Source organism: Catenulispora rubra (genome assembly GCF_015356825.1).
Lineage (GTDB): Bacteria > Actinomycetota > Actinomycetes > Streptomycetales > Catenulisporaceae > Catenulispora > Catenulispora rubra.
In genome coordinates this window covers 16,886-32,840 of record NZ_JAACYW010000115.1, presented here as the reverse complement: position 1 = coordinate 32,840, position 15,955 = coordinate 16,886, and the positions used below count along the sequence as shown (strand labels likewise).

Genomic DNA, 15,955 nt, shown 5'->3' with positions numbered 1-15,955 from the left:
GGTGTTACTTTGCCTGCATGGATTTCTGCGGGCAGTGCGGCGAGCCGACGGCGGCCGCCGGGCACGAGAGGTGCGCCGCGCGGGCGGAGCTGGAGCCGCCGCGCTACTGCGGACACTGCCGCCGCCGGATGGTGGTGCAGGTCGTGCCCACGGGGTGGTCGGCGCGCTGCGTCGAGCACGGGACCGTCACCAGCTGACAAAGAGCACCGTTCCACGCAGAACGGTGCTCCGGGCTGTCAGGACCCTCAGCCGATCACGGCGATGAGGTCGCCTTCCTGCACCACGTCGCCCTCGGCCACCGCCAGGCGCGACACCTGGCCCGAGACCTCGGCCAGGACCGGGATCTCCATCTTCATGGACTCGAGGATCACGAGGGTGTCGCCGTCCTCGACCTCGTCACCCTCGGCCGCCACGATCTTCCACACGTTGGCCACCATCTCGGCGCGGACTTCCTCGGCCACGTTCGATGCTCCCTCGCAGTCACAAGCTAAAGATGTACGTGCGCATCCAATCACGCCGTACCCGCTCCATGCCCGCGCAGGGGCCGCCAATCACTCCCCGACCATCCTGCTCAGCGACTCCACGACCGTCGGGTCGTAGTGCACCGCCAGCCCGAGCCGGATGTGGCGCAGCGCCTCGGTGCGCTCGGCCGCCTCCGGTGTGGCGCCGGCCAGGTCGTCGTAGTCGTTGGCGACCCGCAGTATGCGGCTGGGCAGCGGGCCGGCGGCGCCGAACGGGTCCGGGTGGTGCTCCACGATCTCGGCGGCGTTGCCCAGCGCCCCGGCGCGGCGGATCACCTCGGCGCCGGCCCGGGCCAGCTCGCGCTGGCGCAGCAGGGACAGCGGGGCGGTGCGGCCGCCGTGCACGGGCTCGGCGACCGAGAGCTGCCCGATGTCGTGCATCAGGGAGGCGTACTCCAGGTCCAGCAGCTGCGCCTCGCTCAGGCCGAGCTCGCGGCCGATGCGCAGGCAGGTGCGGGCCACCCGGCGGGCGTGGCCGGGCTGGGTCAGGCCGGCCACCTCGGTGATGCGCGACAGCGCCCTGATCGTCTCCAGGTGCACTTCCTTGATGCGCGCGAAACGGCGCAGCGCCAGCTGGGTGAAGGCCAGCGGCAGGCACAGAGCCGGCAGGACCCAGATGGACATGGTGCGCGAGGCCAGGGTGACCAGCAGGGCGGTGGCCACCACGGCCAGCCCGACGCGGGTGGTGAAGGTCAGCTCGTCGCGCGCCGCCGCCAGGATCGGCCGCCGGTGCTGGCCGGCCTGCAGGATCGAGCCGACCACGCCGTCGCTGACGATGGCCAGCAGCAGGAACCCGGCGGTCGCGGCGCCCACCGCGAGGCTCTGCAGGTGGTGGGTGAGGTACTCCTGGTCGGCGCTGACCGCCTTGGCCAAGATCGGGTCGTCGGGCCGGGTACCGAGCACCCAGCGCAGGTAGAACATGCGGAACAGCCACGCGGTCAGGGCGACCATCAGGAACCGGCGGACGGTGTAGTCCAGGGTGGTCGGGCGCCGGACGGCCAGGTGCGGCACGGAGCCGACCAGGAATCCGAACGCCGCCACCGCGACCGCCTGCGGCGCGTTGTGCAGCGCCGGCTGGTGGCCGATCTCGGTGAGCACGGCGTAGGCCAGGCCGGTGGCCGCGCCGAGCGGGGCCGCCTCGCGTCCGCCGGGCAGCCGGACCCGGAACGCCTCGCCGGCGGCGATGATCGCGCCGAAGGCCAGGGCGTAGCCGGGCTGGCTGAAGCCGTGCACCGCGCACGAGGCGACCGCGGCGAACGCCACGAAGCTGGCCAGGACCAGCAGCAGCGGATTGCTCTGCGCCCACGCGGTCTGCGCGTCGCTGTCGGATTCGAAGGCCCGGTGGCTCGGGGGCTTGGCGTGGTTCATGCCGAGGACTCCTCGGAGTCCTTCGCGTCGGGATCTCGCGGCGGCCACGCGGCGTCGCCGTGCCCGAAGAAGTGCAGGGTCGGGGGCGAACCGCCGGCGCCGCGCAGGAACCAGGACGGCCCGGCGGCGGACCCGTTGCGGCTCTCGGCCTCGGCGCAGTCGGCGGCCTCGGCGGCCTCGGCGGCCTTCGAGGCCTCGGCCGGCGGCTCGGGCGCGGTCCACGGCTCGGGGGACGGGGTCCAGGCCTCGGGGTCGCCGGTCTTGAGCGGATGGACGGGACCGGTCTCGTCGCCCTCGGCGGCCGGCTCGACGACGAGTTCTGTGACGGCTCCGGTCACGCCGTGGCACGGGGCGACCGGCTTGCGGAGGTCGAAGTCGGCCGCGGGCTCGGGCCCGCGCGGGTCGGCGTCGGCGCCCGGGGTCCCGGCGCGCACGCGCATCGAGCCGCGGGGGTCGCCGCGCAGGCCGGGGTCGACCGGCCAGCGGGTGAATGCTCCGGAGGTGAGCCGGGGCTCGGCGGGGTTCGCGGTCTCGATGTCGACATCAGACTCGGGATGAGAACCGAACGCCGCCGCAAGATCGGCAAGATGCTGAAGGACGGCCGAGCGATCCGCTGCGGGCTGCGGCACGACCGGGATCGGAAGCTCAGGATCGGCTTCGGACTCAACGGCGATCCGGGACTCAGGACTCTCAGGCTCGACCGGGATGCGAGGACCAGGATCGGCCGACGGCCCTGGCTCGTCATCCGGCGACACCTCGGCGTCGGCTGCCTCAACGCCAGCCGCTGCAGAATCGGTGTCCGCAGCCTCCACCTCGGCAAGCTCCGCCACGCCACCCTCAGCCAGAGCCGCCTCGGCCGCCCCGCCGTCCCAGGCCCACCCCTCGTCGGGCTCCGGCCCCGCCTCGCGCACCACCGCCGAGTGCATCCGCTCCGACCAGCCGTCGTCGAAGTCCGCGCTCTCCGCGCCGGCTTCCGGCGCCGGCTCCGGCTCCGGCTCGGTCACCCGCTGCCCCGGTATCCCGCCCAGCAGCTCGGGCACCGGCCGCGTGCCGTCCTCGGGGCCCGGCTCCCCGCCGTGCTCCAGCCAGCTCGGGTACCAGTCCGAGAACCACTCCACCGGCACGAACGGGTCGTCGTGGTCGGCGAAGGAGAAGCCCGGCACCCGCTTGGGGAGCGGCCAGGGGCCGGTCGCCGCGGCGGCGGTCGCCTCGTCCTGCGGGGGCTCGGCGGGCACCAGTTCGGTGGGCAGCCAGGGCCGGCCGGAGCGTTCCGCGAGCTGGAGCGCGGCCTCGAAGGCCTGGACCAGGGCCGGGTCGAACTGGGTCCCGGCGCCGCGGCGCAGTTCGGCCACCGCCTGCTCGACCGAGCGGGCCGCGCGGTAGGAGCGGGTGGAGGTCATCGCGTCGAAGGCGTCGGCGACGCCGATGATGCGGGCGAACTCCGGGATCTCGTCACCGGACTTGCCGGTCGGGTAGCCGCGGCCGTCGAGGCGTTCGTGGTGGTACAGGACGCCCTCGTAGACCTCGGTGAGGAACCGGATGTCGCGCAGCACCGCCACCCCGTGGTTGGGGTGCATGCACATGAGCTTGAACTCTTCCTCGGTCAGTCCGCCGGTGCTGGTGAGCAGCCGGGTGGGGACGCCGAGCTTGCCGATGTCGTGCAGAAGCCCGGCGAAGCGGAGCATCGCCAGGCGGTCCTGCGGCATCTTCAGCTGTTCGGCGAGCATCTCCGCGCCGCGGGCGACGCGCTCGCTGTGGCCGCGGGTGTAGGAGTCCTTGATCTCCACGGCCTGCACCAGCGCGGCGATCGTGCCCTCGTGCGCCGCGCCCTCCTTCGCGTACTGCGACAGGCTCCAGTGCGCTATGTACATCGGGACGACCACCAGCGGGGCGGTGTACCAGCCGATGTCGTCCCACAGCGACAGGAAGATCAGCGACAGCACACCCGAGGAGTAGTACGGCATGGTGGCGCGCCGGATGTCGCCGCGCAGCGCGTCCACGAAGCGGGTGTGCGTGGCCAGTCCCACGTAGCCGGCGATGACCAGGGCGTTGACCACCAGGCAGGTGGTGACCGCGACGGCGGCGGGCCACAGGAACTCCGGGAAGTTCAGGAAGTGCCCCGGGGCGTGCCCGCCGGCGAGGTGGCAGACCGCCGAGCCGGAGGCCGGGACCAGGCTGGACATCGCGGAGTTGACGATCTGTTTGTTCCAGGTCCAGCTCGGCTGGCGGGGCATCGGCACCGCGCTGACCAGGCCGACCAAGGCCGCGGCCGGAGGCGGCAGGACCAGCACCGTGATCAGGGTGACGACCAGCGAGACCGACATGGTCCAGCCCGAGACGCCGATCTGCACGCGGGACAGCCGCTCGGCGGCCACCACCAGGACGCACATCACCAGCAGCAGCGCCGGGTCGGTCTTCGACAACGGCAACGCGGCGATGACCGAGACGGCCACCGCCACCAAACCGAAGATGTAGCACCGCACGGAGAACGGCATCGGTCATCCTCTAGTCCGCGCAGGGAGCGCGTCAGCACCGGTCAACGCAAAACCCTGTCACGAAACGCCCGGCAGGTCCACAGGCCGGCACATGGGGCGGCGCCGGCCTGTGGCTTGGCAGGAGTCGGGATCTCCCGACTCAGAGACCACCGCCAATGAGGTGGATCATACCGAAACACCGTCCTTCAGAATTCGCCCGCGGCTGTCGGGCAGACCGCGGGAATGGATCAAAGCACGTACGAGTACAGAGGAAAAACGGCCGCCAGTCAAGAAAAGATCCACTCTTACGAGTGGATCCGACCGGAACGCGCCAGGGGCACGCCATAGGCGTGCCCCTGGGTCGTTCTCCGTACCGCTACTCTCCCGCGCCGCCCACGGCGACCTCGCCGCGCACCTGCCGGATCCGGGCGAGAACCTTGTCGCGCAGGTCGACCGGCGGCTCGTCACACCCGCAGCAGCGCTGCACGAGCTTCTTCACCATCGCGTCCAGCCCGTACTTCTCCAAACAGGGCTGGCACTCGTCGAGGTGGCGCTTTACCGCCGCACAGTCCTCATCGGGCATCTCGTTGTCGATGTACTCGTAGAGATGGTCGAGGACCTCGGTGCACGGCGTCTCGTGCGGCTGCCCGCAGCTCATGGCGCTTCAGTTCCCTTCCGCCGCGGCGGCCACCAGGCCGCGCTCCCGCGCGTAGTCCTCAAGCATCGCACGGAGCTGCCGGCGCCCGCGGTGCAACCGCGACATCACGGTGCCGATCGGGGTGCCCATGATGTCGGCGATCTCCTTGTAGGCGAAGCCCTCGACGTCGGCCAGGTAGACCGCGATGCGGAACTCCTCGCCGATGGCCTGCAGGGCTTCCTTCACGTCGGAGTCCGGCAGGTGGTCCAGCGCCACCGTCTCGGCCGAGGGCAGACCCGCCGAACTGTGCGACTCGGCCCGGGCCAGCTGCCAGTCCTCGATCTCCTCGGTCGGACTGACCTGGGGCTCGCGCTGCTTCTTGCGGTAGCTGTTGATGAATGTGTTGGTGAGGATCCGGTACAGCCAGGCCTTGAGGTTGGTGCCCTCGCGGAACTGGTGGAAGGAGGCGAACGCCTTGGCGAACGTCTCCTGGATCAGGTCCTCGGCGTCGGCCGGGTTGCGGGTCATCCGCAGCGCGGCCGGGTAGAGCTGGTCGAGATACACCAGGGCGTCGCGCTCGAAGCGCTCGTTGCGCGCGTCCTCGGACTCGCCGGGGTCGACCCGCGGCGCGTCGGTGCTCTCAACGGATGACGCAGCTGCGGCGGACACAGCCTCGGTGACAGGCCCAGACTTCTCATTGGGCACAGTCTCGGCGATGACGGCCTCGCCACGTGCGTCGTCAGCGGTCACGGCGACCGTCCTCACCTCCTCGGGGTTTCCCGAAGAGCTTATCCAAGGCGAGACCCCCGACAAATCGATCTTGACTGCCGGACGCCGCTGCTTCAGTGCCAAAGTCATTCCTGTCCCCTCGACAACGTGGTCGGACCCTTGAGGGTTCAAGCGTTGTAACCGGGCACAGGGCAGGTGTATTCCCGCGCACGGACCGCTGTGAGCTGGGCCGTACCCGGTGTGACGAACGCCTCACGCGGCGTCGGTGATCTCCCGCGCCGCCTTGCAGTCGTCGGCCATCCGGTCCAGCAGGGCCTCGACCGAGTCGAACTTCAGCGTGTCGCGCAGGCGCGCGGCGAACTCCACGGCCACGTGCGTGCCGTACAGGTCCAGGTCGTCCCGGTCCAGCGCGTACGCCTCGACCCGCCGGTCCTTGCCGTCGAAGGTCGGGTTGGTGCCGATGGAGATCGCGGCGGGGTGCCGGACGGACTTCTCCGGCTTGTCGACGTCGGTGATCAGCCAGCCCGCGTAGACGCCGTCGGACGGGATCGCGGCGAACGGCACGGTCTCCACGTTCGCGGTCGGGTAGCCCAGCTCCCGGCCCCGCTGGTCGCCGCGCACCACCACGCCCTCGACCCGGTGCGGCCGGCCCAGCAGCGCCGCGGACTCGGCCACCGCGCCCTCGCCGATCAATGCGCGCACCCGGGTGGAGGAGAAGCGGTTGTCCGCGCTCTCGCCCTCCGGGCCCCGCAGGCTGACCGGCACGACCTCGAAGCCGTACCGGCTGCCGGCCTCCTGCAGGGCGGCGGCGTCGCCGGCGGCCCGGTGCCCGAAGCGGAAGTTGGCGCCGACCACGACGGCCCGCGCGTGCAGGTGCTCGACCAGCACCAGCCGGATGAACTCCTCCGGCGCCCAGCGCGAGACCTCCAGGCTGAACGGAAGCACCAGCACCGCGTCCACGCCCTCGGAGGCCAGCAGTTCGGCCCGGTGGCGCTGGGTGGTCAGCAGCGGCGGGTGGCTGCCCGGCCGCACGATCTCGCTGGGGTGCGGGTCGAAGGTGAGCACCACCGTCGGCAGTCCGAGCGCGCGGCCTTGGGCGACGGCCGTGCGGACCACCTCGCGGTGGCCGCGGTGGACGCCGTCGAAGACGCCGATCGTGACGACCGAGGGGCCGAAGTCCTGCGGGACCTCGGCGGTGCCGTGCCAGCGTTCCACGGGGGTGCCTGCCTTGTGGTTGGGAGAGGTTGCCGACACACAAGAGTGCCATCCGGGGACCGCTGACGCGCAATCGGTCCCCGGCACGATCTGTGTCCGACATTGAAAATCTGTATCCCGACATTCAAAATCTGTGACCTAGGACTTTTGGGCCGCAGCTGTGCCGTGCTGCGGCCCCGGGTCAGATCCCACAGGTCAGATGAAGACAGCGACCGGCTTGGCTTTCTTCCCGCTCGGCAGGTCCTCGTACAACGCCAGGAACCGGCCGTCCGGACCGAACACCGCCACCGGCTCCCCGGGCCGCTCGGAGGGCGCCAGGAAGCCGCCGTGCGCGACCGCACCGGCCTCCTCGGCGGTGAGGTCCCGGGCCGGGAACGCGGCCCGCGCGGCGGCGGCCAGCGGGACCACCGGCAGCTCCCCGCCGCCGTCCACCAGCTCGGTCAGCTCGGCCAGCGGGCGCGCCAGGTCCAGGCCGTAGGGCCCGACCGCGGTGCGCCGCAGCATCGTGAGATGCCCGCCGACGCCGAGCTGCGCGCCGAGGTCGCGGGCCAGGGCCCGGATGTAGGTGCCGGAGGAGCACTCGACGGTCGCGTCGACGTCGACCAGCGCGCCCTGGCGGCGGATGCCGTGGACCTCGAAGCGGTGGATCGTCACCGGCCGCGCGGCCAGCTCCACCGTCTCGCCCTCGCGCACCCGCTTGTAGGAGCGGACGCCGTCCACCTTGATCGCCGAGACCGCCGACGGCCGCTGCAGGATCGCGCCGGTGAATGACGGAATCGCGCCACGAACCATGTCATCTGACACACCCGAGGCGTCGGCGCTGCCGGTCACCTCGCCCTCGGCGTCGTCGGTGATCGTGCTCTCGCCCAGGCGGATGGTGGTCTCGTAGGTCTTGCGGGTGAGCGCGAGGTGGCCCAGCAGCCGGGTGGTCTTCTCCACGCCCACCACGAGCACGCCAGTGGCCATCGGGTCCAGCGTGCCGGCGTGGCCGACGCGCCGGGTGCGCGCGAGTCTGCGCACCCGGCCCACCACGTCGTGCGAGGTCCAGCCGGCCGGCTTGTCGACGATCACCAGACCGCCGGGGCCGTCGTCGGCCTTCGTCCGCTTTCCCACCGGCTCAGGCGTCCTTGTCCTCGTCGTGCTTGTCCTCGTCGTGCTTGTCCTCGTCGTGCTTGTCCTCGTCGTCCTCGTCGTCGAACTCGTCGTCGGCGCGCGGGGCCCGGTAGGGGTCCGGCTCGCCGGCGTAGCTCGCCGTGGCCGCCGCGTCCCGGACCGCGGCGTCCGACACCGCGACCTTGGCCAGCAGGTCCTCGATCTGCCGGGCGCCCTCCGGGATGGCGTCGGCGATGAAGGTCAGCGACGGCGTGTGCTTCACGCCGGTCTGCCGGCCCACCTCGGTGCGCAGGATGCCCTTGGCCGACTCCAGGGCCGCCTCGGACTCCGCACGCTCGTCCTCGTTGCCGTACACGGTGTAGAACACCGTGGCGTCGCGCAGGTCGCCGGTGATGCGGACGTCGGTGATGGTGACGAATCCGAGCCGGGGGTCCTTGACCCGGTTTTTGAGGGTCTCGGCGACGATCACCCGGATCCGGTCGGCCAGTTTCGCGGCGCGCGTTCCGTTGTTCGCCATGCGAACTCACTCCTTCTTGCTCGGATTTGTCTAATCGTCCTCGTCGCTGTGCAGCCGTCTTCGGACGCTGAGCAGCTCGATCTCCGGGCGCCACGCTACGGCGCCCTCGAGATCGTCGAGCACTTCGTTCACTCGGGCGGCGGTGGCCGCGACCACGGCGACGCCTATCTCGGCACGCCGGTGGAGGTCCAGACAGCCGGTCTCGGCGGCGCCTACGGCGGCACGCTTGTCCAGCTCGGCCAGGATCGGCTTCACGATCCCGCGCTTCTCCTTCAGCGAGTGGACGTCGCCGAGGAGGATGTCGAGGGTCATAGTCCCCACGAACACTGCACATCAGGGCCAACCCGGCCCAGGGGATGAGTCCCTACTTCTTCTTAAGTAGAGAGTAGTAGGGGCGGCCCGGATGGACCGCCCGTTTACTGATGCGCTCGGAAGCAGCCGGGCTCGAACTGAACCGATGACCTGCTGGTCCGGCTACTTCCGAGTGCACTCAGTAACATTCGGTACAGCATCGCCACCTACTAGACGCGCGGCTTCTCGCGCATCTCGAAGGTCTCGATGATGTCGCCTTCCTTGATGTCGTTGTACGACCCGAGGTTGATACCGCACTCGAAGCCCTCGCGGACCTCGGTGGCGTCGTCCTTCTCACGCCGCAGCCCCACGATGGTGAGGTTGTCGGCGACGACGGACCCGCCGCGGATGAGGCGCGCCTTGGAATTCCGCTTGATGACGCCGTCCTGGACCATGCAGCCGGCGATGTTGCCGATCTTGCTGGAGCGGAAGATGGCGCGGATCTCGGCGGTCCCGAGCTGCACCTCCTCGAACTCCGGCTTGAGCATGCCCTTCAGGGCCGCCTCGATCTCCTCGATCGCCTGGTAGATGACCGAGTAGAAGCGGATCTCGACGCCCTCGCGGTCGGACTTGGTCTTCGCGCGCCCGTCGGGACGGACGTTGAAGCCCAGGATGACCGCGTCGGAGGCCATCGCCAGGTCCACGTCGGACTCGGTGATGGAACCCACGCCGCGGTGCACGACGCGCAGGTCGACCTCGTCGCCGACGTCCAGCTTGAGCAGCGAGTCCTCCAGGGCCTCGACGGAGCCCGCACCATCACCCTTGATGATGATGTTGAACTGCTGGACCTCGCCGGCCTTGATGACCTTCTCCCAGTCCTCGATCGAGACGCGCTTGCGGGAGCGGGCCATGGCCGCGTTCCGCTCGCGGGTCGCGCGGCGCTCGGCGATCTGCCGGGCCACGCGGTCCTCCTCGACCACCAGGAAGGTGTCGCCGGCACCCGGGACGCTGGTGAGACCGAGCACCTGGACCGGACGCGACGGCCCGGCCTCGGCGACGCTCTCGCCGTTCTCGTCCATCATGGCGCGCACCCGGCCGTAGGCGTCGCCGACGACCATCGAGTCGCCGACGCGCAGCGTGCCGCGCTGCACCAGCACCGTGGCCACGGCGCCGCGGCCGCGGTCGAGGTTGGCCTCGATCGCCACGCCCTGGGCGTCCATGTCCGGGTTGGCCCGCAGGTCCAGCGAGGCGTCCGCGGTCAGGATGACCGCCTCCAGCAGCTGGTCGATGTTCAGGCCCTCGCGCGCGGAGATGTCGACGAACATGGTCTCGCCGCCGTACTCCTCGGCCACCAGCCCGTACTCGGTGAGCTGGCCGCGCACCTTCGTCGGGTCGGCGCCCTCCTTGTCGATCTTGTTGACCGCGACCACGATCGGCACGTCGGCCGCCTGGGCGTGGTTCAGCGCCTCGATCGTCTGGGGCATCACGCCGTCGTCCGCCGCGACCACCAGGATCGCGATGTCCGTGGCCTTGGCGCCGCGGGCACGCATGGCGGTGAACGCCTCGTGACCGGGGGTGTCGATGAAGGTGATGGCCCGCTCGTTGCCCGCGACCTCGGCGACCACCTGGTAGGCGCCGATGTGCTGGGTGATGCCGCCGGCCTCGCCCTCGATGACGTTGGTCTTGCGGATGGCGTCCAGCAGGCGCGTCTTGCCGTGGTCGACGTGACCCATGACGGTCACGACCGGCGGACGGACCCGCAGGTCCTCCTCGCCGCCCTCGTTCTCGCCGAAGTCGATGTCGAAGGACTCCAGCAGTACGCGGTCCTCCTCCTCGGGGGAGACGATCTGCACGGTGAAGCCGAGCTCCTGGCCGAGCAGTTCGAAGACGTCGTCGGAGACCGACTGCGTCGCCGTCACCATCTCGCCGAGGTGGAACATCACCTGCACCAGGGACGCCGGGTTGGCGTTGATGCGCTCGGCGAAGTCGACCAGCGAGGCGCCGCGGGGCAGCCGGATGGTCTGCCCGTTGCCGCGAGGCAGCATCGCGCCGCCGAGCGACGGCGCCTGCATGTTGTCGAACTCTTGACGCCTCTGCTTCTTCGACTTGCGACCGCGGCCCGGACGACCGCCGGGACGGCCGAAGGCACCGGCCGTACCGCCGCCGCCGGCGCGACCGCCGCGGCCGTAGCCGCCACCGCCGCCGGGACGGCCGGCGTAGCCGCCGCCACCGCCGCCGCCGGGGGCACCGCCGCCGGGACGCGGGGCGCCGTAACCGCCGCCTCCGCCACCGCCGCCGCCGGGACGCGCGCCCGGACCGCCCGCGGGGGCGCCGGGACGCGGACCGCCGGTGCGACCGCCGGGACCACCGGCCGGGGCGCCGGGACGCGGACCGCCGGGACGGCCCTGGCCGGGGCCGGGACGCGGCGCGGCACGGCCGGGCATCATGCCCGGGTTCGGACGCGGGGCGCCGGGGACGCCGCCGCCGGGACGCGGCGGCATGCCCGGACGCGGGCCGCCGTCACGGCCGCCGTCGCGACCGCCGTCGCCCTGCGCGCCGGCCGGCGGGCCCGGACGCGGCGCGGGCCGCGGGGGCTGCTGCATGCCGGTCGAGCCGGAGGACGTGAACGGGTTGTTGCCGGGGCGCGGACCGGCCGGACGCGGGCCCGGGGTCGGGGCGCCGCCGGGGCGGCCGCCCTGTCCCTGACCCTGGCCCTGGCCGGGACGCTGCGCGGCGGCCGGGCCGGGACGCGTGCCGCCGGGCACCGGGCGCTGGCCGCGCTCACCCCGGTCGGGGCGCTCGCCGCGGTCGCGGTCACGATCGCGGTCGCCGCCGGGCCGCTGGCCCGGGGTACCGGGACGCGGGCTCTGACGGCCGGGGATGCTGCCGCCGCCGGCGGCCGGAGCCTGCCGCGGCGGGATCGCGCCGCCCGGACGCTCGCCCTGGCTGGGACGCGCCGGCGAGGCCGGACGCGTGGGAGCCGGGGCGGGCGCCGACGGGGCCTCGGCGACCGGCGCGGCCGCCGGAGCCTCGGGAACGCTGGGCACGCTGGGAGCGGGGGTCTCGACCACCGGGCTCGCAGCCGCAGCCGCCGCCTGGGCCTGCGCGGGAACCGCGGGGCCGGGCTTGGGCGCGACCGGACCGGGGCGCGGACCGGGCTTGGGGGCACCGCCGGGACGCGGGGCGCTCGAGGACGCCGCGGTCTTCGCGGCGGGGGCGGACTGCGCGGAGGCAGACGCCTTCGGCGCGCCACCCTTGGCGCCGCCGGATTCAGCTTGTTGGATGCTGTCGATCAGTTTACGGACGACCGGCGCCTCAACGGTGGAGGACGCCGAGCGGACGAACTCACCCAGATCTTGGAGCTTGGCCATCACGACCTTGCTCTCTACTCCGAGCTCCTTGGCGAGTTCATAGACCCGGACCTTGGCCACTTCACTCCTTCTTCGGCCCGCGTCTGTTCGCGAAGCCGTCTGGTTACTGCATGGGCGTACTCATCGCGTGTTGCTAATCGCGTCCGTCGGCGCATTCATCGCGTGCTCATCGCCTGACTCGACCTGCTTCCGACTAGTACTGGGTTCTCTGCTCCACGCACCTGACGCGGACAGGGATGTAGTGCTTCAGCTGCCTTCCAACAACGCGCGGACCGCCGTTGTTTCCAACGGACCGTCGACCCGCAGCGCCCGCGGGAACGCCCGACGCTTCTCGGCGAGGGCCAGGCATCCCGGATCGGGGTGGAGGTGTGCTCCACGTCCGGGCGACCGCCCGCGCAGGTCGGGGACGACAGCGCCCTCGACCGCCACGACGCGCAGCAGCTCCGTCTTCGCCGCTTTTGCCCTGCAACCCACACAAGTGCGCACCGGTACAAGACGTGCCGATGCGGCAAGGCGTGCAGAAACATCCGTCTGGCTAGACACGTCTCAGTCTAGCGCCTGGATCACTTCACCGTTCGCCGGGTTATTGACGGGCGGTCGACCTCCGACCTATAGTCAACACATCGGTTGATTAACGAGATGGTTGATTAACAACATGGTTGACGACACAGAAGCGGCCCTTGACCGGGCCTTCACCGCCCTCGGCGATCCGGTCCGCCGCGCGATCGTGGCGCGGCTGTCCCGCGGCGAGGCGACGGTGAACGAGTTGGCGGACCTGTTCCCGATCACCAAGCAGGCGGTCTCGCGGCACATCGGGGTCCTGGAGGACGCCGACCTGATCACCCGCAGCCGGGACGGCCAGCGGCGGCCCTGCCACCTGGACCCCGCGGCCCTGGAGCGGCTGACCGCCTGGATCGACGGCTACCGGCTGGCCGCCGAGAGCCGCTTCCGCAAGCTCGACGCGGTACTGGAATCACTCAAGGAGGAGGAAGAACTATGAGCACGAATCCCGAGTCCGGCACCACCGCCGGCACCCACCCCACGACCATCGAAGCGCCCGAGGGCACGCCGTTCCTGGACGTCACCCGCGACTTCGACGCCACCCCGGCGCAGGTCTTCCGCGCCTACACCGACCCGAAGCTGGTCGCGCGCTGGCTGGGCCCGCGCGATCTGGAGATGGACATCGAGGAGTACGACGCGCGCCCCGGCGGCCGCTACCGCTACGTGCACCACGGCGGCCACCTCGGCAACCTGCGCGCCGGCTTCCACGGCGTCTTCCACACCGTCGAGCCGGACCGGCTGATCATCCAGACCTTCGAGTTCGAGGGCGTGCCGAACGAGGTGAAGCTCGACATCAGCCGGTTCACCGAGGTGGACGGCAGGACCCGGGTGACGACGCGCTCGGTGTTCCCGTCGATGGAGACCCGCGAGGGCGCGCTGGCGTCCGGGATGACCCACGGGATCCAGGACTCGATGGAGCGGCTTGCCGAGCTGCTGGCCTCGGGGGTGTGAGGGCGATGAGCAAGGTCGTCATGGCCGACGCGGTCTCGCTGGACGGCTTCCTGGCCACCGCCGACGACCAGGTCGGTGCGCTGCACGACTTCTACTTCCAGGGCGACACCCCGATCACCGCGGGGAACCGGCACATGTCGTTCAAGGCGTCGGCGGTCTCGGCGAAGTACATCGGCGAGCAGTGGTCGCGGATCGGCGCGATGGTGATCGGCCGGCGGCTGTTCGACCTCACCAACGGATGGAACGGCGTTCCGGTCGCCGGGGACCGCGTTTTCGTGGTGACGCACAGCGTTCCCACGGACTGGGAACACCTGGACACCGCGCCGTTCACGTTCGTGACCGACGGCGTGGAGAGCGCCATCGCGCAGGCGAAGGAGGTGGCCGGACCGGACCGGGACGTGGCGCTCAACGGGGGCGATGTCGGCGGCCAGGCCTTCGCCGCCGGTCTGGTGGACGAGGTGGACGTGGCGCTGGTGCCGGTGGTGTTCGGCAGCGGGAAGCGGTTCTTCGGCGAGCACTTCGCAGAGCACGTACTCCTGGACGATCCCACGGTGGTCGTTCAGGGCGAGCGGGTCACGCACCTGCACTACATGGTCCGCAACGGCTGACCGGCCGACGAGGTCCACGAGGCCCACGAGGCCCACGACGGACCGCGCGGGGTGCACCGAGGGGGTGTCCGCCGTGCGCGGTCGGGTCGTGGGTTGTCGGCCGGTCAGCCGTTTGCAGTTGCGGTGGCGGTCGTATTCGCAGTCCCGGTTCGACCGGGTTCGGGGCTCAGCCGGCGGCCCAGGACCCGAGCATCCGCAACGAGTCCGCCGTCGCGGACCCCGGCGGCGCGGTGAAGACGATCATCGTCAGCTCCGGGTCCGCGGCGACCGTCAGCGCCTGCCAGTCCAGCAGCATCCGGCCGGCCACCGGGTGGTCGAAGCTCTTGCGGAACGTGTCGGTGGCGAGGACCTCGTGGCCGCCCCACCACCGGCGGAAGTCCGGGTCCCGGTCCAGCAGCTCGCTGACCACCTCGGCCATCCGGCGGTCCCCCGGCATCAGGCCGACGCTCATCCGGAGCCGGGCCACGCTGACCGCGGCGACCTCGTCCCAGTTCTGGTGCATGCCGCGGACCCGGGGCTCCAGGAACAGCATGCGGATCATGTTCCGCTCCCGCGCGGGCATCTCGGCGAAGTCCAGGTACAGCGCGACCGCGATGTCGTTCCAGGCCACGATGTCCCCGCGCGGGTCGATGACCAGGACCGGGACGTCCTTCATGGCCTCCAGCAGGTCCCGCAGCAGCGTGCTGACCGCCGGCCGGCCCGCGCCGCCGGGGTCCGCGGACCGGGACCGGACCGGCGGCTGCGCGAGGATGTGCAGGTAGGCCCGCTCGGCGTCGGTCAGCCGCAGCGCGGTGGCGATCCCGTTCAGGACGCTGTCCGAGGCGGTGGTGACCCGGCCCTGTTCGAGCCGGGTGTAGTGGTCCACGCTCATGGCGGCCAGCTGCGCGACCTCCTCGCGGCGCAGGCCGCTCACCCGGCGGGGGTTCCCCACGGCGGGCAGCCCGACGGACTCCGGCGCTATCGCCGCCCGCTTCGACTTCAGGAATGCTCCGAGCTCGCTCACGCATCCCAGCATCGCACCGCCGCGCTCCGCGTTCCTGGGGCAGCCGTCCCCAGGAACAGCCGAGCTCTGGTTGTGCCGCCCGGCGCCGCCGAATCTTGAGCCATGAGCAACGCACTGAACCTCGAAACCACCACCCGCATCATCGCCGCCGGCCAGGAGGCCGCCGCCGGGATCGGCGTCGCCATGTGCATCACGATCGTCGACACCGCCGGGACCCTCGTGGCGTTCCAGCGGATGGACGGCGCCTGGCTCGGCTCCGTCGACATCTCCCAGCGCAAGGCCCGGACCTCCGCGCTGTTCCCGATGCCCAGCGCCGTCCTCGGCGGGATGTCCCAGCCCGGCGGCCCGATCTACGGCGTCGAGGCCACCAACGGCGGCCTGGTCACCTTCGGCGGCGGGCTGCCGCTGGCCTCGGCGGACGGCACCGTCATCGGCGCGGTCGGCGTCTCCGGCGGCCTGGTCGACCAGGACGTCGCGGTCGCCGAGGCGGTCGCCAAGGCGGTCTGAGCCCGCCTTGGACCGCCGCGTCCACCGCGTCCACCGATGATCCGCTGATGTTCCACCAGTGATTGAGGGCCCTCCGATCGGAGGGCCCT

At 71.5% G+C, this 15,955-nt stretch carries 17 protein-coding genes; 5 read left to right on the top strand and 12 right to left on the bottom strand.

The window, feature by feature from the left end; all coding sequences use genetic code 11:
• The first annotated feature begins 17 nt into the window (after positions 1-17).
• A complete protein-coding gene (gene bsaP / locus GWK61_RS27930) occupies positions 18-197 on the top strand; it encodes a biotin synthase auxiliary protein BsaP (RefSeq protein ID WP_194913111.1) in 180 nt (59 codons plus the stop codon).
• A gap of 48 nt (positions 198-245) precedes the next feature.
• Here the strand turns inward: bsaP and GWK61_RS58715 are convergent, their stop codons facing one another.
• The 11 genes from GWK61_RS58715 to GWK61_RS27875 all read right to left on the bottom strand — a co-directional run bounded on the left by GWK61_RS58715 (position 246) and on the right by GWK61_RS27875 (position 12,710).
• A complete protein-coding gene (locus tag GWK61_RS58715) occupies positions 246-461 on the bottom strand; it encodes a biotin/lipoyl-binding carrier protein (protein ID WP_194913109.1) in 216 nt (71 codons plus the stop codon).
• A 90-nt stretch (positions 462-551) separates the two neighbouring features.
• A complete protein-coding gene (locus tag GWK61_RS27920; protein WP_194913107.1) occupies positions 552-1,889 on the bottom strand; it encodes an HD-GYP domain-containing protein in 1,338 nt (445 codons plus the stop codon).
• Positions 1,886-4,384, bottom strand: a complete 2,499-nt coding sequence (locus GWK61_RS27915) for an HD-GYP domain-containing protein (RefSeq protein ID WP_194913105.1) — start codon at positions 4,382-4,384, stop codon at positions 1,886-1,888. The genes GWK61_RS27920 and GWK61_RS27915 overlap by 4 nt, the downstream gene beginning before the upstream one ends.
• A 355-nt stretch (positions 4,385-4,739) precedes the next feature.
• Positions 4,740-5,021 (bottom strand): mycothiol system anti-sigma-R factor, encoded by a 282-nt coding sequence (rsrA, locus tag GWK61_RS27910; RefSeq protein ID WP_194913101.1) that lies wholly within the window; start codon positions 5,019-5,021, stop codon positions 4,740-4,742.
• Positions 5,022-5,027: 6 nt separating this feature from the next.
• Positions 5,028-5,858 carry a sigma-70 family RNA polymerase sigma factor gene (locus GWK61_RS27905; RefSeq protein WP_194913098.1) on the bottom strand — a complete coding sequence of 277 codons (831 nt, stop codon included), beginning with the start codon at positions 5,856-5,858 and terminating at the stop codon, positions 5,028-5,030.
• Positions 5,859-5,981: 123 nt separating this feature from the next.
• Entirely contained in the window at positions 5,982-6,944 is a 963-nt protein-coding gene (locus tag GWK61_RS27900) for a bifunctional riboflavin kinase/FAD synthetase (RefSeq protein ID WP_194913097.1), read from the bottom strand.
• A 195-nt stretch (positions 6,945-7,139) separates the two neighbouring features.
• Positions 7,140-8,057 carry a tRNA pseudouridine(55) synthase TruB gene (truB, locus tag GWK61_RS27895; protein WP_194913095.1) on the bottom strand — a complete coding sequence of 306 codons (918 nt, stop codon included), beginning with the start codon at positions 8,055-8,057 and terminating at the stop codon, positions 7,140-7,142.
• Positions 8,058-8,061: 4 nt separating this feature from the next.
• A complete protein-coding gene (gene rbfA, locus GWK61_RS27890) occupies positions 8,062-8,574 on the bottom strand; it encodes a 30S ribosome-binding factor RbfA (protein ID WP_194913094.1) in 513 nt (170 codons plus the stop codon).
• Between the two features lie 30 nt (positions 8,575-8,604).
• Positions 8,605-8,901, bottom strand: a complete 297-nt coding sequence (locus tag GWK61_RS27885) for a DUF503 domain-containing protein (protein WP_194913091.1) — start codon at positions 8,899-8,901, stop codon at positions 8,605-8,607.
• Between the two features lie 194 nt (positions 8,902-9,095).
• Positions 9,096-12,296 (bottom strand): translation initiation factor IF-2, encoded by a 3,201-nt coding sequence (gene infB / locus GWK61_RS59820; protein ID WP_194913088.1) that lies wholly within the window; start codon positions 12,294-12,296, stop codon positions 9,096-9,098.
• A gap of 186 nt (positions 12,297-12,482) precedes the next feature.
• Positions 12,483-12,710 carry a YlxR family protein gene (locus GWK61_RS27875; RefSeq protein WP_323747791.1) on the bottom strand — a complete coding sequence of 76 codons (228 nt, stop codon included), beginning with the start codon at positions 12,708-12,710 and terminating at the stop codon, positions 12,483-12,485.
• A 181-nt stretch (positions 12,711-12,891) separates the two neighbouring features.
• On the opposite strand from GWK61_RS27875, the gene GWK61_RS27870 reads away from it, so the two are divergent.
• The 3 genes from GWK61_RS27870 to GWK61_RS27860 are packed head-to-tail and all read left to right on the top strand — an operon-like array spanning position 12,892 to position 14,356.
• Positions 12,892-13,236: an ArsR/SmtB family transcription factor gene (locus GWK61_RS27870; RefSeq protein WP_194913072.1), complete on the top strand. Its 345-nt coding sequence runs from the start codon at positions 12,892-12,894 to the stop codon at positions 13,234-13,236.
• Positions 13,233-13,748, top strand: a complete 516-nt coding sequence (locus GWK61_RS27865; protein WP_194913070.1) for an SRPBCC family protein — start codon at positions 13,233-13,235, stop codon at positions 13,746-13,748. The genes GWK61_RS27870 and GWK61_RS27865 overlap by 4 nt, the downstream gene beginning before the upstream one ends.
• A gap of 5 nt (positions 13,749-13,753) precedes the next feature.
• The gene (locus GWK61_RS27860; protein ID WP_194913068.1) at positions 13,754-14,356 is read left to right on the top strand and encodes a dihydrofolate reductase family protein; all 603 of its coding nucleotides are present in this window, start codon (positions 13,754-13,756) and stop codon (positions 14,354-14,356) included.
• 166 nt (positions 14,357-14,522) lie between these two features.
• On the opposite strand, the gene GWK61_RS27855 is transcribed toward GWK61_RS27860, so the two are convergent.
• Positions 14,523-15,359, bottom strand: coding sequence for a helix-turn-helix transcriptional regulator (locus tag GWK61_RS27855; protein ID WP_194913065.1), 837 nt, complete (start codon positions 15,357-15,359; stop codon positions 14,523-14,525).
• Between the two features lie 102 nt (positions 15,360-15,461).
• Here GWK61_RS27855 and GWK61_RS27850 point away from each other — a divergent pair, with 102 nt between their 5' ends.
• Positions 15,462-15,866: a GlcG/HbpS family heme-binding protein gene (locus GWK61_RS27850; protein ID WP_194913063.1), complete on the top strand. Its 405-nt coding sequence runs from the start codon at positions 15,462-15,464 to the stop codon at positions 15,864-15,866.
• The last annotated feature ends 89 nt before the right edge of the window (positions 15,867-15,955 follow it).

Coding starts and splice junctions, on each gene's coding strand:
- GWK61_RS27865 (WP_194913070.1), top strand. CDS start 13,233: ATGAGCACGAATCCCGAGTCCGGCACCACCGCCGGCACCCACCCCACG.
- rsrA (WP_194913101.1), bottom strand. CDS start 5,021: ATGAGCTGCGGGCAGCCGCACGAGACGCCGTGCACCGAGGTCCTCGAC.
- GWK61_RS27915 (WP_194913105.1), bottom strand. CDS start 4,384: ATGCCGTTCTCCGTGCGGTGCTACATCTTCGGTTTGGTGGCGGTGGCC.
- bsaP (WP_194913111.1), top strand. CDS start 18: ATGGATTTCTGCGGGCAGTGCGGCGAGCCGACGGCGGCCGCCGGGCAC.
- rbfA (WP_194913094.1), bottom strand. CDS start 8,574: ATGGCGAACAACGGAACGCGCGCCGCGAAACTGGCCGACCGGATCCGG.
- GWK61_RS27850 (WP_194913063.1), top strand. CDS start 15,462: ATGAGCAACGCACTGAACCTCGAAACCACCACCCGCATCATCGCCGCC.
- GWK61_RS27920 (WP_194913107.1), bottom strand. CDS start 1,889: ATGAACCACGCCAAGCCCCCGAGCCACCGGGCCTTCGAATCCGACAGC.
- GWK61_RS27905 (WP_194913098.1), bottom strand. CDS start 5,858: ATGACTTTGGCACTGAAGCAGCGGCGTCCGGCAGTCAAGATCGATTTG.
- GWK61_RS27870 (WP_194913072.1), top strand. CDS start 12,892: ATGGTTGACGACACAGAAGCGGCCCTTGACCGGGCCTTCACCGCCCTC.
- GWK61_RS27860 (WP_194913068.1), top strand. CDS start 13,754: ATGAGCAAGGTCGTCATGGCCGACGCGGTCTCGCTGGACGGCTTCCTG.